Source organism: Hymenobacter monticola (assembly GCF_022811645.1).
Lineage (GTDB): Bacteria > Bacteroidota > Bacteroidia > Cytophagales > Hymenobacteraceae > Hymenobacter > Hymenobacter monticola.
The window spans coordinates 2,410,192-2,434,503 of the sequence record NZ_CP094534.1; the positions used below are offsets into that span (position 1 = coordinate 2,410,192).

The window sequence follows — 24,312 nt, forward strand, 5'->3', positions numbered from 1 at the left end:
TTCTTTTTCATTCCTGCGTATGAAAAAACTACTGCTTTCCGCCACCTTTCTGCTTGCCGCTGCCGTGTCTCAGGCCCAGGAATTTCAATACAAAACGCCGCCCAAGGCCATTCAGGACCTGTTGCTGGCGCCGCCCACGCCGCGCCTGAGCCTGGCTTCCGACGGACAGACCGTGGCCCTGCTGCAAGTGCAGGACTTCCCCACCGTAGCCGAGCTGGCCCAGCCCGAGCTGCGCCTGGCCGGCCTGCGCTTCAATCCCCGCACCAATGGCCCCAGCCGGGTGAGCTACGCCGTGGGCATCAAGCTGAAAAAGCTACCCAACGGCCCCGAAACCGATGTAAAAGGCCTACCTGCGCAGGCCCGCATCAGTAGCCCCAGCTGGTCGCCCGACAACCGGACCATGGCCTTCGCCCTCACCACACCTGGCTCCGGCGCCGACGGCAAAGTGGAGCTGTGGGTGCTAGACGTGGCCAGTGCCACTGCGCGCCGCCTACTGGCCCAGCCGCTAAACGATGCTTTCGGCAACTCCTTTGAGTGGGTGGCCGACAGCAAAACCCTGCTGGCCCGCACCGTGCCCGCCGGCCGCGGTGCCGCGCCCGCCGCCGACACCGCGCCCACCGGCCCGGCCGTGCAGGAAAGCGGCGGCGGCAAAAAGTCGGGCGCCCGCACCTACCAGGACTTGCTTAAAAACCCGGCCGATGAGCGGCTGTTCGATTACTACGCCACCTCGCAGCTGGTGAAGGTGAGCCTGGCCGACGGCGCCGCTCAGCCCCTGGGCCAGCCCGGCGTCATCCAAACCGCCTCGCCCTCGCCGAGTGGCCAATACGTGCTGGTGCGCACGCGCCACCGGCCCTATTCCTACCTGCTGCCCATCAGCAGCTTTCCGCAACGCCTCGACGTGCTCGACCTGAGCAGCGGCGCCGTGCTGAAAACCGTGGCCGACCTGCCCCTGGCCGACAACGTCCCCACCAACTTCGATGCTGTGCCCACCGGCCCGCGCGGCCACGCCTGGCGCGCCGACGTGCCCGCCACCATTGCCTACGCCGAAGCCCAGGATGGCGGCGACCCGAAAGTGAAGGCCGACATCCGCGACAAAGTGTACACCCTCACGGCGCCCTTCACCGGGCCGGCACAGGTGCTGGTGGCCCTGCCCATGCGCTTTGGGGGCCTCACCTGGGGCAACGACCAGCTGGCCCTGGCCGAAGGCTACCGCTGGGCCGACCGCCACCAAACCACTTGGCAGCTCAACCCCAGCGCACCCGCCGGCCCGCTCCGCGTGCTGTTCGACGGCTCGGAGCAGGACACCTACAAGAACCCCGGCACGCCCTACGAGCACCGCAACGCCCAGGGCAAGTACGTGTTGCTCACGGGCGGCCCCGCTGGCCAGAGCATCTACCTGCTGGGCCAGGGTGCCTCGCCTGAAGGCGACCGGCCCTTCGTGGACGAGCTGGATTTGGCTTCGAAGAAGACCACCCGCTGGTGGCGCTCCGAAGCGCCGACTTATGAAATCCCAGTGGCCATTCTCGATGCCAGCGGCAAGAAGCGCACGCTGCTCACGCGCCGCGAGTCGCTGACCCAAAACCCGAACTACTACCTGCGCGACGCCACCAAAAAGGATAAGCTCACGGCCATCACCAAATTCCCGAACCCCTACGCGGCCTTCGGCGGCAGCTTTAAAAAGCAGGTGCTGCACTACAAGCGCGCCGATGGCGTCGACCTCACGGCCGACCTGTATTTACCCCAGAACTACAAGAAGACCGACGGCCCGCTGCCCACGCTGATGGAGGCTTACCCCGTGGAATTCAAGGACAAGAGCAACGCCGGGCAGGTGAGCGGCTCGCCCTACACCTTCACGCGGCTGAGCTGGGCCTCGCCCGTGTTTTGGGTGACGCAGGGCTACGCCGTGCTGGCCAACGCCAGCATTCCAATAGTCGGGGAGGGTAGCAAAGAGCCCAACGACACCTACACCGAGCAGCTGGTAAGCAGCGCGAAAGCGGCCATCGACGAGGGCGCCCGCCTGGGCGTGGTCGACGCCAACAAGGTGGGCGTGATGGGCCACAGCTACGGCGCCTTCATGACGGCCAACCTGCTCTCGCACTCCAACCTGTTCAAGGCCGGCATCGCGCGCAGCGGCGCCTACAACCGCACGCTCACGCCCTTCGGCTTCCAGGGCGAGGAGCGCACGTTCTGGCAGGCGCCGGAGGTGTACAACGCCATGTCACCGTTCAACTACGCCGACAAAATCAAGACGCCCATTCTGCTCATCCACGGCGAGGCCGACAACAATTCGGGCACCTTCCCCATCCAGAGCGAGCGGTACTACGCGGCCCTGAAGGGCCAGGGCGCTACCGCCCGCTACGTGGTGCTGCCCGCCGAGGCCCACAGCTATGCAGCCCGCGAAAACCTGCTGCACATGCTCTGGGAGATGAATACCTGGCTGGATAAGTACGTGAAAGCGCCCGCCCCGCAGGCCAACTAAGACTGTTTCCCAATTGAAAGAACGTCCTGCTGCGATAAGTGCAGCAGGACGTTTTGCGTTAACGCTCCCAACCATGTCCGCTGTTATCGACAAAATAGCTTGGCTGCACCTGCGCGACGGCGAAGTACTGAGCACCCGCAGCCACGGCAAAGACCGGTATTATTTCCCCGGCGGGAAGCGCGAGCCCGGCGAAACCGACGCCCAGACGCTGCTGCGCGAAATCCGCGAGGAACTGACTGTAGCCCTCGACCCCGCCAGCTTGGAACCGGCCGGCACCTGGGAAGCCCCCGCTCACGGCCACCCCGCCGGCGTGCTCGTGCGCATGACGTGCTACTACGCCCGCCACACGGGGCAACTGCAACCGGCGGCCGAAATTGCCGAAGTAGTGTGGCTGCGCTACCGGCACCGGGCCGAGGTATCGGCCGTCGACCAGCTGATTTTTGATTGGTTGCGGGCGCAGAATTTATTGGCTGATTGAGGCGAGGGTCGGCGCAAGGCTAAGCTTAGGCGCAACTAATTCTGGTTGGGGAAGTAAAGTCAAGGGCCTGCTGCTTATTCGGCGGGCCTTGTGCGCTTATTCATTTCCTCATTTTATGACATTAACTAATTCCCGCTGGCTGCTGGCCGGCCTAGGTCTGCTGGCGGCCTGCGGCGGCCCCAGCAAAGAAGAAAAACAAGAAGCCCAGGCCACCACCCCGGCTCAAACCGTGGAAACGCCCGCGGCCGACTCGGTGCATCTGCCCGCGCCCTACGTCACGAAATCCGTCACGCACCGCGTCGACATCGAGCCCTGGCCCGCCGGCCGCACGCCCACCGCGCCGGCAGGCTTCACCGTGGCCGAATACGCGGGCAAGTTTCAGAGCCCGCGCTGGATGTATGTGGCGCCCAACGGCGACGTGCTGGTGGCCGAGGCCAACACCATCCCGACGACCATGACCAAAAAGGTGGCCGCCGAGCTGAAGCTGGACAAGTCTCGCTCGTTGCGCGACGAAAGCGCCAACCGCATCACGCTGTTGCGCGACACGAATAAAGACGGCAAGCCTGACGTGCGCACCACCTTCCTTGAGGGCCTGAGCCAGCCCTTCGGCATGCTCATCATCGGCAATAACTTCTACGTGGCCAACACCGACGGTGTGCTGCGCTTTCCCTACCAGCCCGGCTCCACCAAAATTACCGGCTCGGGCCAGCGCATCCTCGACCTGCCCAAGGGCGGCTACAACAACCACTGGACCCGCAACCTGCTGGCTAACGCCGACAACTCCAAAATCTACGTGACGGTGGGCTCGGCCTCGAACGTGCAGGAGCACGGCTCGGCCGAAGAAGTGCGTCGAGCCAACATTCTTGAAATCAACCCTGACGGCACCGGCGAGAAAATCTACGCCAGCGGCCTGCGCAACCCCATTGGCCTGCAATGGCAGCCCGGCACCCAGAAGCTTTGGGCCGTAGTGAATGAGCGCGACGAGCTGGGCGATGAGCTGGTGCCCGACTACTTCACCAGCGTGCAGCAAGGCGGCTTCTACGGCTGGCCCTACGCCTACTACGGCCCCACCGAAGACCCCCGCCGCAAAAACGAGCGCCCCGACCTGGTGAGCAAAACCCTGGTGCCTGACGTGCCGCTGGGCGCCCACGTGGCGGCCTTGGGCCTCACGTTCTACGACAAAGACGCCTTCCCGGCCCGCTACCGCAACGGCGCCTTCATAGGCGAGCACGGCTCCTGGAACCGCTCGCAGTACTCGGGCTACAAGGTCACGTTTGTGCCCTTCAAGAATGGCAAGCCCGGCAAACCCGAACCGTTCCTGACCGGCTTCCTAGCCGGTGGCGACTCCAACACCGCTTACGGCCGCCCTGTGGGCGTGACCACCCTGCCCGACGGCTCCCTGCTGGTGGCCGACGACGCGGCCGACCGTATCTGGCGCGTGAGCGCAACGAAGTAACAAGTGATTTCGGTAAAGAAAAAGGGTCTGCATCAACCGATGCAGACCCTTTTTGCATTTCATTCCTATTTCAAATCAATCTGGATACACGGGCTTGCGCAACTGGTAGCGCACTTGCCCGCTGCTGGCATCGACGTAAAATGTAGCCCGCGTACCCGATTCCGTTTCGAAGGCAAACCGGATTTCGGTGGGCCGCTGTGGCTTGCGAAACCGGGGGAGCTGGCGCAGCTTCAGCACGCGCAGTTGGGTGGGCTGGTCGCGCGGCACCACGGCCAGGCGGTCGTAGGTTTCGTCGTAGAGATAGTGCGCGCGGGTGCGGGGCAGGTAGGTGCTGAGCATGTGGTTGCCCAGGCCCCCGTCGATGCTGTAGAGGTAGAAGGATTTCAGCACGTGCCCATCGGTGGTTAGCAGCTGGGCGTTGGGGCCGCGCAGGGGTACTTCTTCGCCGTGCTTGTTGTAACCGGCGGCGTATACCACCAGGGCCGTTTGGTTGTTCACCAGCAGGGTGCCGGCCACCTCGCGGCCGGGCTTTTCGAGGTTGGTGACGTGGCCGTTGGCTTGCAGCAGCTCGCAGCTGGTGAGCAGCGTGCGCCCGTCGGCCGCGAGCACCGAATTGGAGTTGCAGCCGCCCGTCCAGCGGGCCAGGGCTTGGTGCCGCACCTTGCCCGTGGCAGCGTCGAGCAGCAGCAGGGCCTGGCCGCCGGCGTCGCTTTCGGGCGGGTAGAAGTTGATTTCAAACGCCAGGGCCTTAAACGCCGGCAGATAGCCCGAGAAGATGGGAGGCGTGGTTTCGGCCTCCACGGCCAAATCGGGGCTCACGGCGGCGGAAAAGCTTGTTTTTTTCAGCTGCCGCACAAACTGGGTTGTGCCGTCGGCCCGCAGCAGACGAAACGTGTAGTAGCCCTCGAAACCCGTCACGGTGTCGGCGGCGGGCGAGTCGGCGGCGGGGTCGGGCGGGAGGATGTGGCGCAGGGGCCGGGCGCTGTCGGTGCGGGCCGCTGCCTGCACGCGGTAGGGGGTGTTGTTGATGCGCACCAGGGGCGACGCCTGAATGGAATCGCCGATGCCGGGCAGGCGCAGGTAGGGATGGCCCGCATTGGCCGGGGCCGTCGCCCGGGGTGCCGTTTGGGTTGCCAAAACCGGGCGCCGGGTATGCGTGGCCGTTTCTTGCAGGCTGGCGGTGTTTTGGTCGCAGCCAGCCAGTAGCAGCAGCAATCCGGCAGCAACAACACAGGCACGCATCAGGCAGAAACAGTCGAGCATTTGAGGCAACAAAGTAACACCGGCCGCGGCTGATATGCCGGTAGCGTTAGTCGAGGCTGGTGGCCGGCTGTTATTGCTGGTAATATAATTTGGGTTCGTTGATAATGCCCCAGTAGGCCAGCAACTGGCCCTTGAGCTCCGACTGCCGGTAGTCGGTGAGGGGCTGCCAGTCAATCATGGAGCAAGTGGCGGGCAGGCGCACAATGGGCCCGGGCGCGGCGGCCAGCTGGGCAAACAGCTGCCGCTCGCAGGCGTTGGTGTTGGAGAGGCGGTGCTTGTCGGCAATGGTGAAAACGACCAGCAGTACCACCACCGCCCCGATGTAGCGCCAGCGGGCCGCGCCGCGCAGCTGCCCCAGCAAAAAATTGGTGCTCAGGGCAAAGCCGCCCAGCAAGGCGATGAGAACGGGCAGCACGGTATCGCGCCGCACGATGTAATGCCGGTACTCGCGGTAGCCTCCCAGCGGCAGTAGCAGCAGGTAAACCAGCGCGAAAAGGCCCAGCCAGCGCAACGCCACCCGCACGCGCCGGCCCTGTGTGGCGGGCAGCCGCTGGCTGATAAACCAGGCGTTAACGAACAGGAACGTGAGCAGCAGCGGCAGGCCGAAGCGCCCGGCCAGCCGGTAATCACCCGTCACAGCCTCCTGGCCAATGATTTGATACACCACGCCCAGCGGTAGCCGGACGTAGCGCTCGGCCAGCGGCAGCGGGGCCCAGAGGTTTTCCGAGTTGAAGCGCCCGATGTACACCGAATACAAGCTTAGTAGGGCCAGCCAGGCAAAAAGCGCCGTTTGGCCGGTTGGCAAGGCCCGCACCGCCCGGGCCACCCGCTGCCCCAAGGCCAGGGACCGGGGCTGCGCCGCAAAGCGCCGGTACCCAAGCGCCAGCACGGCCGCCGGGCACACCAGCAGCGCCGTGGCCGCCACCGTGGGCCCATTGAAGGCCAGCACCACCGCCAGCGCCGCCAAACTCAGGTAGCCCAGCGCCGATACCCGTGGGGGCGCGCCGTGCAAAGCCGCCTGCAGAAACGGCAGAAAAAACAGCAGCAGCAGGCTCTGCGGCAGAGCGTAGGCGCAGGCGTAGCTGATGGACTGGTCCACCACGCCCATCTGGCCGTAGAAGCCCGAGGCCTGGAGCAGGGGCGTGACCAGCGCGGCGGCCAGCAGGAAGCGCTGGTTCAGCACGTGGTTGCGGTTGCTCACGGCCGCGGCCAGCCCGTATACCAGCAGTGTGTGGCAAGCCAGCCGCAACAGCGCACAAGCCGTGTAAAGGCTGTCGACTGGCGACAGAAACGCCTGGAGCCAAAGCGGGACGTGCCGGAAGTATTCGAGTTGACAAAAATGGGCGAAAAACCGGTTGGTGGCCGCGTATACCTCGTGGTGCAGCAAGGCCCGCAGGCCAAACGGGTCGTGCAGTACGGAGGCGTAGTTATTGTCCGGCCCCACAATGGGCGCCATATCGCCATCGAGCGGAAACTGGAAGTACTGCCAGAAGGAAAAGGCTAGGTCGCCGAGCAGAAACGCCAGCAGCACAAGCCGCCCGTAGCGAGTCCAAAAGCGCGAAAGCAGAGCGAGGAAGGAGCGGATGGACGGAAATTGTTAGTTTTCGGTGCCAAATTACGGCACGGGGCCGGCGTCTTGTTGACCCGGCCAGTCCTCACGCTCACTTTGTTCCCATGAAACCACTGCACTATGCCTCCCTGGCGGCCGTGCTGGCCGGCACCGCCGCCCACGCCCAAACGCCAATTAAAACGCTGCCCTATCCGAAGCCCCGCACGGTTGATACCGTCACGACCTACTTCGGCACCAAGGTGGCCGACCCCTACCGCTGGCTCGAAAACGACCAGGCGCCCGATACCAAAAGCTGGGTGCAGGACGAAAACAAGGTGACGCAGGGCTACCTCAGCCAGATTCCCTTCCGCGAAACCATCCGCAAGCGCCTGGAAACGCTGTGGAACTACGAGAAGTACGGCGCGCCCTTCAAGGAAGGCAAGTACACGTATTTCAGTAAGAACACCGGCCTGCAAAGCCAGTCGGTGCTGTACCGGCAGCTGGGCGCCACGGGCGCGCCCGAGGTATTCCTCGACCCCAATAAATTCTCGAAGGACGGTACTACCTCGCTGGCCGGCATCAACTTCACCAAAGACGGCAGCCTGGCCGCCTACCAGATTTCGGAGGGCGGCTCCGACTGGCGCAAGGTCATCGTGCTGAACACGGCCAACAAGGCCCTGGTGGGCGACACGCTGAAGGACGTGAAGTTTTCGGGCCTGGCCTGGAAGGGCAACGACGGCTTCTACTACAGCTCCTACGATAAGCCCAAGGCCGGCAGCCAGCTGGCAGGCAAAACCCAGATTCACAAGCTCTACTACCACAAGCTGAACACGCCGCAGAGCAGCGACAAGCTGGTGTTCGGCGGTGAGAAAACGCCCCGCCGCTACATCGGCGCCAGCCTTACCGAAGACGAGCGGTTCCTGGTCATCACGGCGGCCAACACCACCACCGGCAACGAACTCTACATTCAGGATTTGAGCAAGCCGGCCAGCGCCATCGTGCAGGTGGTCGACAACGAGAAGAGCAACGTGAACGTGCTCGACAACGTGGGCAGCAAGCTCTATCTCGAAACCAACTACAACGCGCCCAACAACCGCGTGGTGACCGTGGACGCCGCAAACCCCAAGCCTGCCAACTGGAAAGACCTCATTCCCGAGACCCAGAATGTGCTAAACGCCAGCACCGACGGCGGTAAAATCTTCGCCAACTACCTCAAGGACGCCACCTCGCTCATCGAGCAGTACGACATGAGCGGCAAGAAGGAGCGGAGCATCACCTTGCCCTCGGTGGGCACAGCCGGCGGCTTCGGCACCAAGAAGGAGGAGAAGGAAACCTACTACACCTTCACATCCTACATCTACCCGCCCACCATCTTCAAATACGACATTGCCACCGGCAAATCGACCGTATTTAAGAAGGCCGGCGTGCAGTTCGACCCCAGCAAGTTTGAGTCGAAGCAGGTGTTCTACAATTCGAAGGACGGCACCCGCGTGCCCATGATTATTACCTACAAGAAAGGCACCGCTCTGAACGGCAAAAACCCCACGCTGCTTTACGCCTATGGCGGCTTCAACAGCAGCCTGACGCCCGCCTTCAGCACCTCCAACATCGTGCTGCTCGAAAACGGCGGCATCTACGCCGTGGCCAACCTGCGCGGCGGCGGCGAGTACGGCGAAAAGTGGCACCTGGCCGGCACCAAGCTACAGAAACAGAACGTGTTCGACGATTTCATTGCCGCCGCCGAGTACCTGAAAGCCAACAAGTACACCGACACCGACCACCTCGCCATCGCGGGCGGCTCGAACGGCGGCCTGCTGGTGGGCGCCACCATGACGCAGCGCCCCGACCTGTGCCGTGTGGCGTTCCCCGCCGTGGGCGTGATGGACATGCTGCGCTACAACCAGTTCACGGCCGGGGCAGGCTGGGCCTACGACTACGGCACCGCCCAGGACTCGCCCGAGATGTTCCAGTACCTCTACAAGTACTCGCCCTACCACGCCATCAAGCCGGCCAGCTACCCGGCCACGATGGTGACCACCGCCGACCACGACGACCGGGTGGTGCCCGCGCACTCCTTCAAGTTCGGCCAGCGCCTGCAGGATTCCCAGCAGGGCCCCGCGCCGGTGCTCATCCGCATCGAAACCAAGGCCGGCCACGGCGCGGGCCGCTCCACCGCCCAGGTTATCGGCGAGCAGACCGATAAATGGGCCTTCATGTTCCAAAACATGAACCTGACGCCTTACCAGAACAACTAGGTTTGGCGGGCGTTGCGCCTCAACGGAATGCGTTGGGTGCGACTGATTTTAGAAGGCAGGCTTTCCGATTGGAAGGCCTGCCTTTTGTGTTTTCAAGCCAACTTATGAGCTTGGGCAATGCGTAATAGGCCCATTAAATAGCGTAACGGCCACTCTGCCACGCGCCCAAAGCACGGCCATGGATTCCTCATTCATACAAGAGTTTTTTCGCAACCCGGCCACGGTGGGCTCCCTAATACCCAGCTCGCGGGAGCTGACGGAAAAGGTGATGGCGCCCATCGATTTTGCCACGGCCCGGTGCATTGTGGAGTATGGCCCCGGCACGGGCGTGTTCACCGACGTCATCATCGGGCGCCGCCGGGCCGAAACCGTGGTGGTTCTGGTGGAGGTGAACCGGCGGTTTTGCCAGTTGCTGCGGGCGCGGTATTCCAGCCAGCCCAACGTACACGTGGTGCACGGCTCGGCCGATAAAACGGCGGATTACTTAGCCGCCATTGGCGCGCCGCCGGCTGATTATGTGGTGTGCGGGCTGCCGTTTTCGTCCTTGCCCCGGCGGCAGGGCTGGCGCATTCTGGAACACACCCGGCAGCTGCTCTTGCCCGCTGGCCAACTCATCCTCTTCCAGTATTCGCTGCAAAACCGCAAGCTGTTCGAGCGATTCTTCCAGCCGCTCGACCACGCCCACGTGCTCCTGAACCTGCCCCCGGCGCACGTGCTGGTGTACGCGCCCACCCCAGAGGCACCGGCATCAGTGCCGCACGCGGCCGCTGCGGATGAGGGCGCCACCCGCTAGCACCAGCACCGCTCCGAAGCCCAGAAACGCCAGGTCGGCGGGCAGATGGTTGGCGGTGTATTCGTACACGTGGTGCAAGCCCAGCAACTCGTGGTCGATGATGCCTTCCACCACGTTGAACGCGCCCCAGCCCAGCAGCAGGGCGCCGAGCAGCGTGCGGCCCGAGTGCGGCACGTCGGGGCGGCCGGTGGCGGCCCACAGCAGCCCCAGTCCCACGGCCGTGAGCACCCACACGGCCGCGTGGAACACCCCGTCCCAGTACATATTCACCTTGGCGCGCACCAGCGTGTCGGGCGGCAGTTGGGCTGATAATAAGTTGTGCCACTGTAATATCTGGTGCAGCACAATGCCGTCGACGAAGCCGCCCAGGCCCGCGCCCAGCAGCAGGCCCGCCGCCAGCAGCGGTGTCCGGGTGAAACGGGCATTGGCAGGCATCATGCGCGGCGCTGGAAAAAGGGAAATCGAATGGATTTGGCAAAAAACAACGCCAGTCCGAGCGCCAGCAGCAAGGCCACGGGCAGCAGCACCAGCAGCAGGTTGGCCGAGTAGGCCGCGTTGTAAATGCCGGCCTGCACCTTGGGCCGGCACACGGCGCAGGCCCGCGCGGCCGACCCAGCCAGTAGCAGCAGCGAGAGCAGAAAAAGCCAGGTTCGCATCAGGCGTTGGCTTCGGGGCTGTTGATATCGCTCAGGCCATTGAGCACAATGGGCACCACGCCCCAGAAAATGGCCGCATACTTCTCTGCCTTGGGCCGCCGCGGCAGCAGCAGGCTGAGAGCCAGAAACACTGGCCCGCCCACTTGCCCAATGCGCACGTGCTGGCGGAAGCTGAGGAGTGGCCACAGCCCCGTCGGAAACCGGGTGACGTTGCCCACCATGCCCTCACCCAGCGCATTCACCAGGATAATAGCTCCCGCGGGCTTGCTGCGCCGAAACGCCCAAGCCGCCATGCCCAGCATGAGGGGCAGGCAAAGGCGGTCAATAATGGCATGGGCGCGGGGCGAAATCAGGTCGGTGGCGCCGCGCGTTTGTACGGTTGAAGCAGTCGGTTTCATAGCAGGGCAGGGTGAAGCTTTCCTGTCCTACGTGTCGAAAACAGCTCCGTTGCTGGCAAACTGAGCCGTAGAGGTCATTTTTATTTTTGCCGTTCGTTTGGCTAAGAGCTGCACGAGAGCGTAGCCGCGCCGGGCTTGTCGCGGGCCCAGTCGGGGCGCTTCGCTGCCAGGGCCTCGTGTTCGGGGTGCTCATCAAACGGCGTTTTGAGCACGTGCATCAGCCGTTCCAGTACCGACAAGTCCCCGGCCTCGGCTGCTTGGGCGGCTTGTTGGGCGAGGTAATTGCGCAGCACATACTTCGGATTGGCGGCCAGCATACCTGCTCTAATGGCATCAGCGCTGGCTGTTTCCTGTCGCAGCCGGGCGGCGTAGCGATGCAGCCATTTCAGCAGGTTCCGGTCCTCGTCGGGCGCTACGGAATAGGCCGCTTTCGCAATCAATTCCGCAAACAGCGCATCCTCATTACCCGACGCCGCCACCAAAGCGGGCGCTAGGTGCGAAAGCTGCCGGAAAAACCACGTCATGTCCATTTCCGGCTCCGACAATGCCTGGGGCAGCTCCTCCGTCAGGGCGCGGTCCTCGTCAGGGAATTGAGCAGTGAGGCCCAGCTTGCGCAGCATCAGCTCGTGCTGTGTATCGGCCAGCGTATTGGCGTACACATCGAGGCCGTTGCGCAGCAGCTGAGCATCGGGCAGCAGTGGGCCCAGCGCCTGGGCCAGGGCCATGAGGTTCCACATGGCCACGCGGGGCTGCTGGCCGAAAGCGTAGCGGCGCGAGCCGAAGTCGGTGGTGTTGGGCGTCCAGTCGGGGTCGTAGGGCTCCACCCAGCCGTAGGGGCCGTAGTCGATGGTGATGCCCAGAATGGACATGTTGTCGGTGTTCATCACGCCGTGCACGAAGCCTACGCTCATCCAGTGCGCCACCATCACGGCCGTGCGCCGGGCCACTTCCTCAAACCAGCGCACGTAGGCGTCGGGCCCGGGTGCGCCCAGCTCGGGGTAGTGGTGGCGCAGGGTGTAGTCGGCCCGGGCGCGCAGGTTGTCGATTTCGCCCAGCGCCGCCATTATCTGGAAATTGCCGAAGCGAATGAACGTGGGCGCCACCCGCGCCACAATGGCGCCCGGCTCTTCCTGCGGGTTGCCGTTGTAAAACATGTCGCGCACCACCGCATCGCCGGTCGCCACCAGGCTGAGCGCGCGCGTGGTGGGCACCCCCAGGGCGTGCATGGCCTCGCTGCACACAAACTCCCGCAACGACGAACGCAGCACCGCCCGCCCGTCGGCCCGGCGCGAGTAGGGGGTAGGCCCCGCGCCTTTCAGCTGAATCTCCCAAGGCGAGCCGTCCACCGCCCGCACCTGGCCCAGCGAGATAGCGCGGCCGTCGCCCAGCTGCCCTGCCCAGTTGCCGAACTGGTGCCCGCCGTAGCGCGCCGCAAACGGCTTCATGCTAGCCGTGACGAGGTTGCCGGCCAGGGCATCCACCGCCGGGCCTTGCTCGGCCGGCCTGGCTATGCCCAGGTACTCGCCCAACTCATCGGCCCAGGCCAACAGGCGCGGGGCTCGCACCGGCGTAGGCTGCACCAAGGAGTAGCAGTAGCCGGGCACCTGCCGCGAGCCTTTGTTGCCGGAGATTTCGCCCCGCAGCTCCTCAACAAACGGGTTTTCAAACGGGACTTGTTCTAGGGATGAACCACTCATGGCAGCACGGATTTTGGGTGACGGAACCATCACGCCACACCACCAACGGTGCGCGGACGGGCCATCTCCAAACGGCCCGGCGGCCCGCTTGTTTCGGCTGAGCTTAGCTACACAAGGCGCTACTGCCGCTGATGCTTGGCCATCAAGACGCTGCGAAAGAGGGATTAAGACAGCGCCTGCGGCGCGGGCGAGCCGCCCGTGCCGGCTGGCCGCGTGCGGTCGTCGGGCAGGGGCACAAATTCGGCGTTGTCGTTGGGCGGCAGCACAATGCGGCCTGCTTTCCAGTCGGCTTTGGCCTGCTCTATCCGCTCGCGGCGCGACGACACGAAGTTCCACCAGATAAACCGCTCGCCCAGCGGCTCGCCGCCCAGCAGCATCAGCGTGCTCGGCTCCTGAGCCACCAGCACCGGGTCGAGGCCGGGCGTGAACACCAGCAGCTGGCCGGGCGTGTACACGCGGCCGTTCACTTCCACGCGGCCTTTGGCCACGTACGCGCCGCGCTCGGGGTAGCCGCGCGGCAGGCCGAAGCGCCCACCCGCCTCCAGCACCACGTGCAGGTAAAACAGCGGTGAATGGGTTTTAACGCCGTTTTTCAGCCCAAAAGCGTCGCCCGCAATCAGCCGCATCCACACGCCCGTATCGGTGAAAATGGGCAGCTCCTGCGGCTGGTAGTTGGCGAAGGTGGGCGCCTGCTCCTCGTCGGCTTCGGGCAGGGCCACCCAGGTTTGAATCATCTCCAGGGCGCCGCCGGCCAGCGCGGCTGGGTCCTCAAACCGCTCGGAGTGGGCAATGCCCGAGCCGGCCGTCATCCAGTTCACCTCGCCGGGCCGAATGACCTGCTCCACGCCCAGGCTGTCGCGGTGCGTCACCTGCCCGCCAAACAGGTAGCTCACCGTGCTCAGGCCGATGTGCGGGTGCGGCAGCACGTCGAGGCTGTGCATCTGAGCGGGGGCCACGTTCACCGGGCCGGCGTGGTCCATGAAGATGAACGGGCCCAGCATGCGCCGCAGGCGGTAGGGGAGGATGCGCTGCACCGCAAACCCGGGCATGATGGCGGCCGGACGGGCGTCGATAACAAGGTCGAGCATGGGATGGATTGACTATTGGGGGCGGAAATAAATGGCGCCTTCCGGCCGGGAAAAATAGTCAGAAATGGGCTGCTTCGCTATCGAAGAGGCTGAGGCTGCCCCATCATGGCCCATAAAAAAAACGCGGGCACAAGCCAATGGCTCGTGCCCGCGTCGGAGCAATTGCTGGCAGGCAGAAGGTTATTCTACCACCAAGCGCGTGGTTTGGGCCACGTCGGCGGTTTCCAGGCGCAGCAGGTACAGGCCGGCGGCGATGCCGGTCAGCGGCAGGGCCTGGCCCTGGGCGCCCACACCCTGGCGAACCGGGGCAAACTGGCGCACCGTCTGGCCCAGCGTGTTTTGCAGCGTGAGGGTGGCCGTGCCGGCGGTGGGGAGGGTGTAGTTCACGTTGGCGGTGCCGCTGGCCGGGTTGGGGGCAATGGCGAGTTTCAGCACGGCGTCGTTGCTGTTTTTAGCGGCAGCGGCCACCGAGAACTGGTAGGCACCCGTCGAGCTGTTGAAGCGCACGGTGTAGCGGCCAGCGGTGGTGATGGGAATGTTGGGGCCGCCTTGCGTGCCCGTGCCGGTGGGGAACGTGTTGGCGCCCCAGTTCACCGTCCAGGCGTTGTCGGCGCGAAATTTTACTTCGCCCGCAGTCAGGTTCAGGGTAATGGTCCAGTCGTTGCCGGTCGCGGTGGTGCGGGTCATTGGCGTTGAGGCGTCCCAGCCGGTGGGGTTGGTGGCCGTAATGGGCGTAGCCGAGCCGATGATACCGACGGTGGTAATCGTTTGCGCCATCGCTGCCGCAGCCGAGAAGAAGAAGGCGAGCAAAAAGCTCAACTTAAGAGTAAAGTTTTGCATGATTGTGGGATTTTGAAAAATGGTGGTTAAGAGATTATACCCCAAAATTAAAACGCTTTTGCCGGTTATTCACCAATCTGAATGCATTATTTACAAGAAAAAACGTTTGCTCATTAGCGCGCCGCCCAGACCAGGCTGCCGCGTCGCAGCGGAGTTTTTAATGGCAATAAATGGGGAAGTGGGCCGCGCTGCAGTTGGCGCGGCCAGGCTTGCTATTCCCATGCTGCCTGCGGTTTAGCAAGCCAACGCCTTTTTAGCGGGTTTAGGCCATGGGGCAGCATTTGGCGGATGCGTAATAGGGGGCTGGTTTCCTAAGTGGAATAGGAGTGGCATCCGAAAAATAAAAACAAACTTTGCGATACAAAGTTCTTTTGCTTTCTTTGCATTGTCATCGTCAACGCTGTCTTGCAGGGCCTTCCCTGTTGGGCGCGCTACCAGGCGCCGGCCATGGAGGTTGGCCATTGGCGCTACCTGTTTCCTACGGTTTTCAAAATTCTTTCACCTCAAACCCCTATTCTCATGACTATTCTGCAAAGCATCACGCGCTTGGCGCTCGTGGTAACGCTTCTCCTCCTGATTCCGTTGGTAGCCATGCAATTCGACACGGGAGTGAATTGGTCGGCGTTCGACTTTATAGTAGCGGGCGGCCTGCTGTTTGGCGCCGGCCTCACGTTTGTGCTCATCGCGCGGAAGTGGCACAACACCGCGTACCGGCTGGGCGTGGGCGTGGCAGTGGCGGCGGGGCTGCTGCTGGTGTGGGCCAACCTGGCCGTGGGCCTGGTGGGCAGCGAAGACAACCCGGCCAACCTGCTCTACGGCGGGGTGCTTGCGGTGGCGCTCATCGGCGCTTTCGGGGCACGTTTCCGGCCGGTGGGCATGTCGCGGGCCATGTTTGGGGCGGGCCTCACCTACGTGCTGGTCACGGCCATTGCGCTGTTTGTGTGGAAACCCACCGGCGCGGCCGCCGAGCCCTCGGTGCACCTGCTGAATGTGCTGGTCGCGAATGGCGTTTTTGCCGCCCTTTGGGTGGTGGCCGGGCTGCTGTTTCGGCGCGCCGGCGCGAGCACAAACCACCAATTGGCTTAACTGAAAAAGCGTTGGCGCGGGCCGTGCCCACGGTGCGGCCACCGGCCCCGCGCCTCGTTTTTGACCCTCATGTCCTTTTTAGCTACGCTCGACCGCCTGCACGCGCAGGCCACGCACAACCGCTGGCTGCGGTATTTTGCGACGTTCTGCCGGGTGGCGCTGGCGGCGGGGTTTCTGCCGTCGGGGTTCGTGAAAATAATGGGGGAGCGGTTCACTTCCCTGTCCGACAATCAACCCATGGGGCATTACCTCGAAGCCCTGTCGCACACCGGCTACTACTACACCTACATCGGCATTGCCCAGATGACAGCGGCCGTTTTGCTGCTCATTCCGGGCACGGCCGTGCTGGGAGCGGTGCTGTACTTCCCCATTATCCTCAATATTTGCATCCTGTCGTTGGCGGTGCGGTTTGAGGGTTCGCTCCTCACTTCGCCGTTGATGGTGGTAGCCAATGTGTTTCTGCTTTGCTGGTACTACGACCGGCTGAAATACCTGCTGCCCTTCAGCCCTCCGCCCGCAGCCGTAGCATTGGCCGTGCCGGAGCGCATCAGCCAGAAATTTCCCAAAGCCTTCTTTGCCGGGTCGGTGGCCCTGGTGGCGCTCGTAGTACTGCTGACCCGCTTGTTTGACGTGATGCCGCGCAATACGCTGGCCGATTGCCGGTCGCAATTCAAAGGCACTCGCCGGACCGAGGCCGGCGCCGCGTTTTGCGACTGCATTCACCAACAGGGCCAGCCACTCGACCAAGCCCTCGACGCCTACCGCAAAGCCCCCGACGACGCCCGTTAAGTTTCGCCGCGTCGGCGCCAGGCCATGGGGCATTGAACAAGCTGCGCAGCCACTGGCTTAGCGCACTATCTCAAACCAGCCTTTGTAGGCGGTGCCATTGGCCAGCTGGCAGCGGTAGTAGTACACGCCGGCGCTGGCGCCTTCCCCGCCATACGTGTTGCCGTAGTTTGCCGAATGGTACACTTGCCGGCCCCAGCGGTTGTAAACGGTCAGGTCGGTGTGGGGGTAGCGCTCCACGTTTTCCACGGTGAACACGTCATTCTGGCCATCGCCGTTGGGGGTGATGACGTTGTAGAAAGCCAGGCAGGTGTTGTCCGGGCTGATTTGGACGGCGGTGCCCGCGCAGCCCGGAAACAGGGGAGAAACCACGCGCAGGCTGGCCGTGGCCCCCGGAATCACGTCAACGACTACTTCGTTGGTGCCTTGGCCGCTTGCAATGGTGCCGCCGCTGATGCTCCAGGCATAGGCTCTGGCGGGGCCACTCACCTGGTAGCGCAGGCCGGTACTGGCCTTGCGGCAATACACCGCGGGGCCACTCACGGCCAGCCCAGGCTCGATGGCCACTACCATGGCGCCCGACGCTGTGAAACAGCCCGCCCCCAGCGAGCTGCGCACTGATACCGTGCCCACGCCGCCCAGGCGACCCCATTGCACCTGCAGCGTTTGCCCCGTTGCCCCGCCCACCACTTGGCCGCCTTCCACTGCCCACTGGTAGCTGGCCTGGGGCGGCCCCACGGCCGTGTAGCGCGCTACGCCAGTGGCGCAAACCACCGAGTCGCCCACCACGCGCACCACGCTGGGGGGCTGCAGCACCGTGACGCGGAACACCGTAGCCGCGGACTTGCGGTTGCAGGCATCGTCGGTCGCGGTGGCAATGACGTCGTAGGGTTCGGGGCGCGCCAGCGCGCAGCTGCTCTGCAGCTGGAAGTTGGCCGTGACGGTGCCCGTGCCGGCCACCTGCACGCGGCCCACGGCGTTGGTGCTGCTGCCGTCGCCGGGCAGGCCGTTCACGCTGGCCTGAATGGGGCCTGCGCCGTCGAGCAACACGCTGCTCACGGCGAGGGTAAGGGACTGCCCCTCAGGGTCGGTGGCGCGGATGGGCAGGCTTAGGGTTTGGCCCTGGGTTATCTGGTAGTCGCGTTGCGCCGGCGTTGCGGCAAAGCCTGGGGCTTGGTTAGCCGGGCCCGTGCACATCCGGACAACCACCTGAATGTCGCGCCGCACCGTGCCCAGCAGCACTTCCCGGCCGTTTAGGTAGCGGTACTCGCTCACGTCCACGGCCAGCAGAAAGGCGCCCTGCGTGAGAGAGCGGTAACGGGCCAGACCCGTGCGCGCATCAAGGGCCACAAACCCGGTGGGCCCGAATGGAGCCGTAGCCGCGTAGCCCGAGGCATACACCACCGGGCTAAGGGTCAGGCTGTTGTTGAAGTTGCCCGCGGGGGTGGCCAGGCGGTAACTTAGCCGGTCGCCGTCGGCGTCGTAGGCGTTGTTGAGCTCGAGGCTGGTGTCGCCGAAGCAAATCTGTGCCACGGCCCGGTCCGAAAAAACAGGGGAGGAGTTGGGCAGTCCGCCCGGCGTCATATCCATAAACAGCGCCATGCCCTGCGATATCGGGTCCTGAATATTGCTGACCGAGATGGAGCGCGCCCGCACAATGGTGACGGCCGTGTAGCCCTCGGCCACAGCTGGCAGGTTCACCGTGGTTACGTACCGCGCCAGCGTGATGTCGGGTTGCTGCTGCTGAATGCACCCGGGCACCCCCAGCTGGGGCAGGTATTCGTTGGTGGTGCGCAGCAGCGGTATGGTGAAGAGCAGCGACCGGTCGGTTTTCGAAATAAAGCTCAGGGGAATGTTGGGGTCGCCGCTGGGCAGCGAGCTTTGGTCGTAGTAGACGCTCGCCGTGATTTCGTAGCGAAAAGGCCGGTCTGCGGGGCCCGTTGCGTCGAGGTAGCGGTACGTCAGCTCGCCGCCCGCCAGGTGGTTGGCCGTGGCCGAATGCAGCCCCGCGCCCAATCCAAAAATTAGCAGGAGAACCGTGCGCAGGTATAAGTAAAACATTGCAGATGGGTAGGATGTGGAATACGGCTTCAATATACTCCTACCCCCAAATACTTAATACGCGTACCTTGCCTCGCGCCTGCGCGGCCTTGCGGTAAGGCGCCTGTGGCGGGCCACCCCGCGGCACCCGGCTGGTGGTATCGCACGACGCGTATTTTCTGGCGCAGCTGCGGGTAAACCAAACCATTTTACTTGGCTAGCTACCAGAACCACCAAAGTTTTTTCGACAACAATGACGAACAGGCATGGATAGGACGAGCCTCGTCCATTGCTGAAGCGCCTTCATTGTACAATTTCAAACCACCCTTTGTAGGTGGTGCCGTCGGCCAATTGGCAATGGTAATAGTACATGCCGGCGCCGGTGCTTTCGCCGCCGTAGGTGTTGTGGTAATCGGCAGAATAATAGACTTGCCGGCCCCAGCGGTTGTAAATACTCAACCGTGTATTGGGGTGGCGCTCCACATTCTCGATGATGAATTTGTCGTTCTGCCCATCGCCGTTAGGCGTAATGATGTTGAAGAAGGCCAGGCAGGTGTCATCAAGGCCAATCGGGAAGGTGGTGCCCGGGCAGGTTGGGAAGCTTGGGTCAACCACGCGCAACGTCGCCGCCGCGCCGGGCGCTACGTCCACCACTACTTCGTTAGTCCCTTGCCCGCTCACGACGGTGCCGCCGCTGATGCTCCACTGATAGCGCGCCGCTGGTCCGTTTACCTGGTAGCGCAGGCCGGTGCTGGCCGCCCGGCAATACACGGCGGGGCCCGTCACCACGGGGCCCGTCACCACGGCGACCGGCAGGTAGGCCGGGGCGCTAAAGCAGCCGGTGCCAGTAGCGCCGCGCACTGATACGGCCCCGCTGCTGCCCGCCCACTGCACCAGCACGGTGCGCCCCGTGGCAGGGCCCTGAATCTGGCCACCTTCCGCCGTCCACTGATAGCTGCCAAAGGCCGTTCCAACCGCGGTGTAGCTCCTGGTGCTTTCGGCGCAAACGGTAGAGTCGCCCACAATGCGAACCAGCCCCGCCGGCGGCGCCACCACGGTGATTTGAAATGCCGTGGCGATGGTTTTGCGGCTGCACGGCTCGTCACTCGCCGTCACAATCACGTCGTAAGGCTCTGGCCGGGCCTGCGCGCAAGTGGCCGCGAACTGAAAACGGCCGGTGACCGTGGCCGTGCCAGCCACCTGCACCCGGCCCACCGGATTGGTGCTGCTGCCATTGCCGGGCTGGCCGTTCACGGTGGCTGCAATGGCGCCTGGGCCGTCGAGTAGCACGCTGCTCACGGTCATGTCCAGCGGTTGCCCTTCAGGGTCGGTGGCCGTAATGTCAACATTCAATACCTGCCCGGGTACTACCTGGAAGTTGCGCTGGGCCGGCGCCACTGTGAAAACCGGCGGCTGATTGACCGGCCCCCCACACACCCGCACAAAAACCTGGATGTCGCGCCGCATAGTGCCCAGCAGTATTTCCCGCCCATTAACGATGCGGTACTCGCTTACATCCACGGCCAGCAAAAAGGCTCCCTGGGTGCGGCCGTAGTAGCGCGCCAGCCCCGTGCGGGCGTCAATGCCGACGTAGCCAGCGGCTCCGAAGGGAGCAGCCGCGCTATAGCCCGGTGCGTAAACCACGGGACTGGCGGCCATATTGTTTACGGGGGCGGTAGGGGTGCCAAAGCGGTAGCTGAGCCGGTCGCCGTCGGCGTCGTAGGCGTTGTTGAGGACGGTGCTCGTGTCACCAAGGCAGATTTCGATAGCCGCGCGGTCCGAAAAGACGGGCGAGGAATTGGGCAGCGACGGTGGCGCAACGTCCACGGCCACACTCATCGACTGCAAGTCCGGCGCTCTCAGGTTCGTAAGCATCGTCGAACGATTATTGACGACTAGAACGGCCTCGTAGCCCTCGGCAACGGCCGGCAGCGCCACTGTCACCACATACTGCCCCAAGGTGACCCCGGGTGACTGCGGTGTGCACCCCGTGGCCGACTGGGAAAGCGCCTCCAGGCTGGTGCGCGTCACCACCAGTCTCGACAGCATCGGCCGGCCGGGGGCTTTCGAAAAAATAGTAATGGGGACGTAGGGGTCGCCGCCGGGCAGGTTTATATTGTCGTAATAAATGCTGGCAGTGAAACGGTAGCGAAAAGGCGCGTCACGTGTGCCTGCTGCATCAAGGTAGCGGTAAGTCAGCTCGCCGCCCATCAAGTGGTTGGCTGCTGCCGACCACACGACCCCAAGCCAGCATAGCAGCAAAATCCTGGTCTTGCGTAACAATCTAGTCATAATGGATGAGTTCAATAACGGGAAAGGTGTGGCAGTGCTGCGGGCTCATGTGAGGAGTGGGTAGTTAAAAAGTGGCAGTGGCCCATGAGCAAAAAATCTCTGGCCCTGGTTTGCCTTCCCATTTTACGGCCATTTGCCTCATAATTAACGACTCGCAGAGCAAGTTATGGCACCGCGGCTGCCTTTGCAACGCCAGCGGTACTGCAGCCGCAAGGTCTGCCTGCGGCGTCCTACGGCCCACCGCACCTCAGACGCACCCCCGGCCCGCGCGGAAGCTGCTGAGGAAACAGGTGCTTCTATAGGAGCTGCCAGATGCCACCCCCGCCCGCTGCCCGCGCCGCCAGAACGATACCACAGCTTCTCTCCAACAGCCCCAACGCCCCCCCGCCCGCTGCCCCGCCGCTGAAGAAACAGGAGCTTCTGAGGTAGCGGCAAGCAGGCGTCAGGAACTAAGCGGGAATTTCGTAGTTTTGGATAGCATGAAAGTCGCCCTCGAATTCCCTGACGAAAAAGCTGCCTTTGTAATGGAGTTGCTGCATAGCTTGCCCTACATGAAAGCACGGCCCATACGCTCCAAAACGATGGATGCCACGCAGCACCTGGAAAGCAACCCCGCCAATCATGCCCGCGTGCTGGCGGCCATCGAACGGCTCGAAAAGGGGCAGGGCGAAGTGCACGACCTGATTGATAATGAATAGAACGCTCTGCTGGGCGCCCGAAGCGTGGGAGCAGTACCTCTATTGGCAGCGCACCGACGCCAAGATTCTGGCAAAAATCAACACGCTGCTGCGTGAGTGCGCCCGCACCCCTTTCGCCGGTACGGGCAAGCCGGAGCCCTTGAAAGGCAACGCCTACAAGGGTTACTAGTCGCGTCGCATCACGCAGGAGCACCGGTTGATTTACAAAGCCGAAGGCGACAGCCTGCGCATCGCCCAGTGCGGTGAACACTACGGCGACAAATGACCTCGCCCGCCGCCCCCGCCGCCGGAACGATACCACAGCTTCTCTCCAACGGCTCCAACACCCCCACCCGCTTCCCCCGCCGCTGAAGAAACTGAGGGCTTCTACAGGAGCTGAGGCAGGCGTCAGGAACTAAGCGGAAACTTCGTAGTTTTGGATAGTATGAAAATCACGCTGGAAGTCCCCGATAACAAAGCGGCCTTTATGATGGAGCTGCTGCAAAGCCTGCCGTTCGTGAAAGCCACTCCGGCCCGCACGAAAGCCAAGCCGCAGGACGAAACGGAGTACTTGTTGAGCAACCCCGCCAATGCCCGCGAATTGCTGGAATCTATTGAGCAGATTCGGCAGGGGCAGACCGTGCCGATGAAAGAGCTGAGCTAATGCTGGTCAGCTTCTCCCAAAAAGCGTGGGCGCATTACCTGTACTGGCAGGAAACCGACCGCGACATTCTGCACAAAATCAACGACCTCATCAAAGAATGCACCCGCACGCCCCACAAAGGCATGGGCAAGCCGGAGGCGTTGAAAAATGAGTTACGCGGCTTCTGGTCGCGGCGCATCAATCACGAGCACCGCTTGGTGTATCAGGTGCAAGGCGAAACCCTGTTCATTGCCGCCTGCCGCTTCCACTACGAGAAGTAGCCCCCCCCCCGCCCGCTGCCCCCGCCGCTAGAACGATACTACAGCTTCTCTCCAACGGCCACAGCCTCCATCCACCCCCCGCCCGCCGCTCCCGCCGCTGAAGAAACGGGCGCTTCTGTGTAGCTTGCTTCTTTACTAGACACTTTAGTTTCCAGATATTCTGTTCATTACACTAGTTTATTGACGCATATGTGGCCATTTTCAAGTAGTAATTCTACGAATAAGATTTACACTAAAAAAAATAGACGCGCTTAATGACGCGATGAATTCAGTTTTGGTACATAACGGAAAGAAAAGTTTTTCGGAACAACTTGATGTTTTACTGAAAGAATATTATCAAGTGATGAATCTTCCTGGAAGTATAGCCTCTGAGGTGAAAGAAACAATTATAGAAAAAGGTTTTCCGCTTTTAAACAGAAGCGCAGGTATGTTGAACTATACTAAACAGAAGGCGCGCTTGATGAAGAGGATTTTGTTATTAGAATCAGCACTTATTCAGTTTTACGTGGATAAAAATCATAATAGATTTATGCTGTCAGACATAATTAATAAAGCAATGAGGGATGAGCCATCAAACATTTATGGCGTCTATGCAGGGCGTTATGAACAAATGCGGAAGATTGCCGAATCAGTTGATAGATACGAAGAATGTCAGTTGAAGCTGTTTAAAGACTCTCCTTATAGTTAATTGTTTGCTCATTTTGCAGCGCAGGTAATTCACTGTCTCTAATACTTAAACGATACCTACTTGTATGAATCATCTATGTGTGCGTTCAGTTGAGAAAAAAATATCTTCGTCGCAAAATGTTTATTTTCAGTTAAAAGTAAGTGTGGTATATATCTTAACTCTGCCCGAAGAGTTAGTTGACCTATACAATTTTGATGCATGGGTGGCAGCAAGAGAACCTGAATATAAAGTAAATATATTCTATAACGACGATAATAATGAAGTGATGAAATGGCGTTTTATTGATTATTATGAAGGTGATTCTGGGGATATTACTCTAGGGCTCAATATTGGTGAAATTAATGCGCCTTATAAACAGGGGAGTGAATTCTATTATGATAAAATAAAAAATTTGTATTCTGAATGTGAGAAAGGTAAAATTAAACCCGGGTGTTTGCTTTGTGGTACAATTGCTACCTTGAATGTTAGGCCTTATAAATACGATGGTAAGTTAGCGTCAAGTTATACCAGACCAATATTTTGGCCAGAAGAACTTTCTAGTGCTGAAATGAGGAAATTTATTGAAAATATTTTTGCTAAAAACGGAAAAATTGTAAGCAAAATTGACAAAACCTGGGATGAATTTGACGGGCCAGTAGAAGGGTCCACCAGATATAGTGATGGGTACGGCGGATATTTAGACGATGACTACATCAATGACGTATTGGATGGAGATGCAGATGCTTATTGGAATTTGGATTGAACTGCTTGTGACATATTGACCTATAATAAGTAGTTGAAAATTGTTATTTCCCGCCAAAAAGTCCGAAAAAGCCTTCTCGCACCCCGTTTGCTAGTCCCCTCGTACAAACTTCCTAACCCGAAGCA

General features: G+C 61.8%; 22 protein-coding genes and 1 pseudogene. 13 read left to right on the forward strand and 10 right to left on the reverse strand.

From position 1 onward, the window contains the following. Positions 1-19 precede the first annotated feature (19 nt). From MTP16_RS10060 to MTP16_RS10070, 3 genes are all read left to right on the forward strand, one after another. Positions 20-2,479 (forward strand): prolyl oligopeptidase family serine peptidase, encoded by a 2,460-nt coding sequence (locus tag MTP16_RS10060; RefSeq protein WP_243519203.1) that lies wholly within the window; start codon positions 20-22, stop codon positions 2,477-2,479. A gap of 73 nt (positions 2,480-2,552) precedes the next feature. Then, positions 2,553-2,957: an NUDIX hydrolase gene (locus MTP16_RS10065; protein WP_243519206.1), complete on the forward strand. Its 405-nt coding sequence runs from the start codon at positions 2,553-2,555 to the stop codon at positions 2,955-2,957. Between the two features lie 115 nt (positions 2,958-3,072). Continuing rightward, positions 3,073-4,413, forward strand: a complete 1,341-nt coding sequence (locus MTP16_RS10070; RefSeq protein ID WP_243519207.1) for a PQQ-dependent sugar dehydrogenase — start codon at positions 3,073-3,075, stop codon at positions 4,411-4,413. Positions 4,414-4,488: 75 nt separating this feature from the next. Here the strand turns inward: MTP16_RS10070 and MTP16_RS10075 are convergent, their stop codons facing one another. Together MTP16_RS10075 and MTP16_RS10080 are read right to left on the reverse strand one after the other, a co-directional pair. Continuing rightward, positions 4,489-5,655 (reverse strand): hypothetical protein, encoded by a 1,167-nt coding sequence (locus MTP16_RS10075; protein ID WP_243519211.1) that lies wholly within the window; start codon positions 5,653-5,655, stop codon positions 4,489-4,491. A 91-nt stretch (positions 5,656-5,746) separates the two neighbouring features. After that, on the reverse strand, positions 5,747-7,207 hold the full coding sequence (locus tag MTP16_RS10080; protein WP_243519214.1) for a hypothetical protein: 1,461 nt from the start codon (positions 7,205-7,207) through the stop codon (positions 5,747-5,749). Between the two features lie 143 nt (positions 7,208-7,350). Here MTP16_RS10080 and MTP16_RS10085 point away from each other — a divergent pair, with 143 nt between their 5' ends. Further along, the gene (locus MTP16_RS10085) at positions 7,351-9,480 is read left to right on the forward strand and encodes a prolyl oligopeptidase family serine peptidase (protein ID WP_243519217.1); all 2,130 of its coding nucleotides are present in this window, start codon (positions 7,351-7,353) and stop codon (positions 9,478-9,480) included. Positions 9,481-9,658: 178 nt separating this feature from the next. Beyond that, a complete protein-coding gene (locus MTP16_RS10090; RefSeq protein WP_243519220.1) occupies positions 9,659-10,273 on the forward strand; it encodes a class I SAM-dependent methyltransferase in 615 nt (204 codons plus the stop codon). Here the strand turns inward: MTP16_RS10090 and MTP16_RS10095 are convergent. From MTP16_RS10095 to MTP16_RS10120, 6 genes are all read right to left on the reverse strand, one after another. After that, the gene (locus MTP16_RS10095; protein WP_243519223.1) at positions 10,229-10,711 is read right to left on the reverse strand and encodes a DUF2243 domain-containing protein; all 483 of its coding nucleotides are present in this window, start codon (positions 10,709-10,711) and stop codon (positions 10,229-10,231) included. The two genes, MTP16_RS10090 and MTP16_RS10095, sit on opposite strands and share 45 nt — an antisense overlap. Then, the gene (locus MTP16_RS10100; RefSeq protein WP_243519226.1) at positions 10,708-10,929 is read right to left on the reverse strand and encodes a hypothetical protein; all 222 of its coding nucleotides are present in this window, start codon (positions 10,927-10,929) and stop codon (positions 10,708-10,710) included. Before MTP16_RS10100 ends, MTP16_RS10095 begins: the two co-directional genes overlap by 4 nt. After that, entirely contained in the window at positions 10,929-11,327 is a 399-nt protein-coding gene (locus MTP16_RS10105; RefSeq protein WP_243519228.1) for a hypothetical protein, read from the reverse strand. The genes MTP16_RS10100 and MTP16_RS10105 overlap by 1 nt, the downstream gene beginning before the upstream one ends. A gap of 101 nt (positions 11,328-11,428) precedes the next feature. Beyond that, entirely contained in the window at positions 11,429-13,024 is a 1,596-nt protein-coding gene (locus MTP16_RS10110) for a protein adenylyltransferase SelO (RefSeq protein WP_243519231.1), read from the reverse strand. Positions 13,025-13,188: 164 nt separating this feature from the next. Next, positions 13,189-14,112: a pirin family protein gene (locus MTP16_RS10115; protein ID WP_243519235.1), complete on the reverse strand. Its 924-nt coding sequence runs from the start codon at positions 14,110-14,112 to the stop codon at positions 13,189-13,191. A gap of 180 nt (positions 14,113-14,292) precedes the next feature. Continuing rightward, on the reverse strand, positions 14,293-14,952 hold the full coding sequence (locus MTP16_RS10120; protein ID WP_243519254.1) for a T9SS type A sorting domain-containing protein: 660 nt from the start codon (positions 14,950-14,952) through the stop codon (positions 14,293-14,295). Positions 14,953-15,471: 519 nt separating this feature from the next. Here MTP16_RS10120 and MTP16_RS10125 point away from each other — a divergent pair. Continuing rightward, the gene (locus tag MTP16_RS10125; RefSeq protein WP_243519255.1) at positions 15,472-16,038 is read left to right on the forward strand and encodes a hypothetical protein; all 567 of its coding nucleotides are present in this window, start codon (positions 15,472-15,474) and stop codon (positions 16,036-16,038) included. Between the two features lie 69 nt (positions 16,039-16,107). Further along, on the forward strand, positions 16,108-16,827 hold the full coding sequence (locus tag MTP16_RS10130) for a DoxX family protein (RefSeq protein WP_243519258.1): 720 nt from the start codon (positions 16,108-16,110) through the stop codon (positions 16,825-16,827). A gap of 57 nt (positions 16,828-16,884) precedes the next feature. Here the strand turns inward: MTP16_RS10130 and MTP16_RS10135 are convergent, their stop codons facing one another. Further along, on the reverse strand, positions 16,885-18,885 hold the full coding sequence (locus MTP16_RS10135) for a T9SS type B sorting domain-containing protein (protein ID WP_243519261.1): 2,001 nt from the start codon (positions 18,883-18,885) through the stop codon (positions 16,885-16,887). Between the two features lie 282 nt (positions 18,886-19,167). Continuing rightward, positions 19,168-21,156 (reverse strand): T9SS type B sorting domain-containing protein, encoded by a 1,989-nt coding sequence (locus MTP16_RS10140; RefSeq protein WP_243519264.1) that lies wholly within the window; start codon positions 21,154-21,156, stop codon positions 19,168-19,170. 479 nt (positions 21,157-21,635) lie between these two features. Here MTP16_RS10140 and MTP16_RS10145 point away from each other — a divergent pair, with 479 nt between their 5' ends. The 6 genes and pseudogenes from MTP16_RS10145 to MTP16_RS10170 all read left to right on the forward strand — a co-directional run bounded on the left by MTP16_RS10145 (position 21,636) and on the right by MTP16_RS10170 (position 24,187). After that, positions 21,636-21,854 (forward strand): hypothetical protein, encoded by a 219-nt coding sequence (locus MTP16_RS10145; protein ID WP_196294583.1) that lies wholly within the window; start codon positions 21,636-21,638, stop codon positions 21,852-21,854. Then, positions 21,847-22,119 (forward strand): annotated as a pseudogene (locus MTP16_RS10150) (Txe/YoeB family addiction module toxin). Before MTP16_RS10145 ends, MTP16_RS10150 begins: the two are co-directional and overlap by 8 nt. A 159-nt stretch (positions 22,120-22,278) precedes the next feature. Next, positions 22,279-22,497, forward strand: coding sequence for a type II toxin-antitoxin system Phd/YefM family antitoxin (locus MTP16_RS10155; RefSeq protein ID WP_190923451.1), 219 nt, complete (start codon positions 22,279-22,281; stop codon positions 22,495-22,497). Beyond that, the gene (locus MTP16_RS10160) at positions 22,497-22,757 is read left to right on the forward strand and encodes a Txe/YoeB family addiction module toxin (protein ID WP_243519267.1); all 261 of its coding nucleotides are present in this window, start codon (positions 22,497-22,499) and stop codon (positions 22,755-22,757) included. The genes MTP16_RS10155 and MTP16_RS10160 overlap by 1 nt, the downstream gene beginning before the upstream one ends. A gap of 262 nt (positions 22,758-23,019) precedes the next feature. Next, positions 23,020-23,445, forward strand: coding sequence for a hypothetical protein (locus MTP16_RS10165; RefSeq protein WP_243519270.1), 426 nt, complete (start codon positions 23,020-23,022; stop codon positions 23,443-23,445). A 64-nt stretch (positions 23,446-23,509) separates the two neighbouring features. After that, complete coding sequence (locus MTP16_RS10170; RefSeq protein ID WP_243519273.1) at positions 23,510-24,187, forward strand: hypothetical protein; 678 nt, start codon at positions 23,510-23,512, stop codon at positions 24,185-24,187. The last annotated feature ends 125 nt before the right edge of the window (positions 24,188-24,312 follow it).

Bases quoted from the DNA above. Each gene is read 5' to 3' on its own strand.
- MTP16_RS10060 (WP_243519203.1), top strand. From the start codon at position 20: ATGAAAAAACTACTGCTTTCCGCCACCTTTCTGCTTGCCGCTGCCGTG.
- MTP16_RS10065 (WP_243519206.1), top strand. From the start codon at position 2,553: ATGTCCGCTGTTATCGACAAAATAGCTTGGCTGCACCTGCGCGACGGC.
- MTP16_RS10070 (WP_243519207.1), top strand. From the start codon at position 3,073: ATGACATTAACTAATTCCCGCTGGCTGCTGGCCGGCCTAGGTCTGCTG.
- MTP16_RS10075 (WP_243519211.1), bottom strand. From the start codon at position 5,655: ATGCGTGCCTGTGTTGTTGCTGCCGGATTGCTGCTGCTACTGGCTGGC.
- MTP16_RS10085 (WP_243519217.1), top strand. From the start codon at position 7,351: ATGAAACCACTGCACTATGCCTCCCTGGCGGCCGTGCTGGCCGGCACC.
- MTP16_RS10090 (WP_243519220.1), top strand. From the start codon at position 9,659: ATGGATTCCTCATTCATACAAGAGTTTTTTCGCAACCCGGCCACGGTG.
- MTP16_RS10095 (WP_243519223.1), bottom strand. From the start codon at position 10,711: ATGATGCCTGCCAATGCCCGTTTCACCCGGACACCGCTGCTGGCGGCG.
- MTP16_RS10100 (WP_243519226.1), bottom strand. From the start codon at position 10,929: ATGCGAACCTGGCTTTTTCTGCTCTCGCTGCTGCTACTGGCTGGGTCG.
- MTP16_RS10105 (WP_243519228.1), bottom strand. From the start codon at position 11,327: ATGAAACCGACTGCTTCAACCGTACAAACGCGCGGCGCCACCGACCTG.
- MTP16_RS10110 (WP_243519231.1), bottom strand. From the start codon at position 13,024: ATGAGTGGTTCATCCCTAGAACAAGTCCCGTTTGAAAACCCGTTTGTT.
- MTP16_RS10115 (WP_243519235.1), bottom strand. From the start codon at position 14,112: ATGCTCGACCTTGTTATCGACGCCCGTCCGGCCGCCATCATGCCCGGG.
- MTP16_RS10120 (WP_243519254.1), bottom strand. From the start codon at position 14,952: ATGCAAAACTTTACTCTTAAGTTGAGCTTTTTGCTCGCCTTCTTCTTC.
- MTP16_RS10125 (WP_243519255.1), top strand. From the start codon at position 15,472: ATGACTATTCTGCAAAGCATCACGCGCTTGGCGCTCGTGGTAACGCTT.
- MTP16_RS10130 (WP_243519258.1), top strand. From the start codon at position 16,108: ATGTCCTTTTTAGCTACGCTCGACCGCCTGCACGCGCAGGCCACGCAC.
- MTP16_RS10135 (WP_243519261.1), bottom strand. From the start codon at position 18,885: ATGTTTTACTTATACCTGCGCACGGTTCTCCTGCTAATTTTTGGATTG.
- MTP16_RS10140 (WP_243519264.1), bottom strand. From the start codon at position 21,156: ATGACTAGATTGTTACGCAAGACCAGGATTTTGCTGCTATGCTGGCTT.
- MTP16_RS10145 (WP_196294583.1), top strand. From the start codon at position 21,636: ATGAAAGTCGCCCTCGAATTCCCTGACGAAAAAGCTGCCTTTGTAATG.
- MTP16_RS10155 (WP_190923451.1), top strand. From the start codon at position 22,279: ATGAAAATCACGCTGGAAGTCCCCGATAACAAAGCGGCCTTTATGATG.
- MTP16_RS10160 (WP_243519267.1), top strand. From the start codon at position 22,497: ATGCTGGTCAGCTTCTCCCAAAAAGCGTGGGCGCATTACCTGTACTGG.
- MTP16_RS10165 (WP_243519270.1), top strand. From the start codon at position 23,020: ATGAATTCAGTTTTGGTACATAACGGAAAGAAAAGTTTTTCGGAACAA.
- MTP16_RS10170 (WP_243519273.1), top strand. From the start codon at position 23,510: ATGAATCATCTATGTGTGCGTTCAGTTGAGAAAAAAATATCTTCGTCG.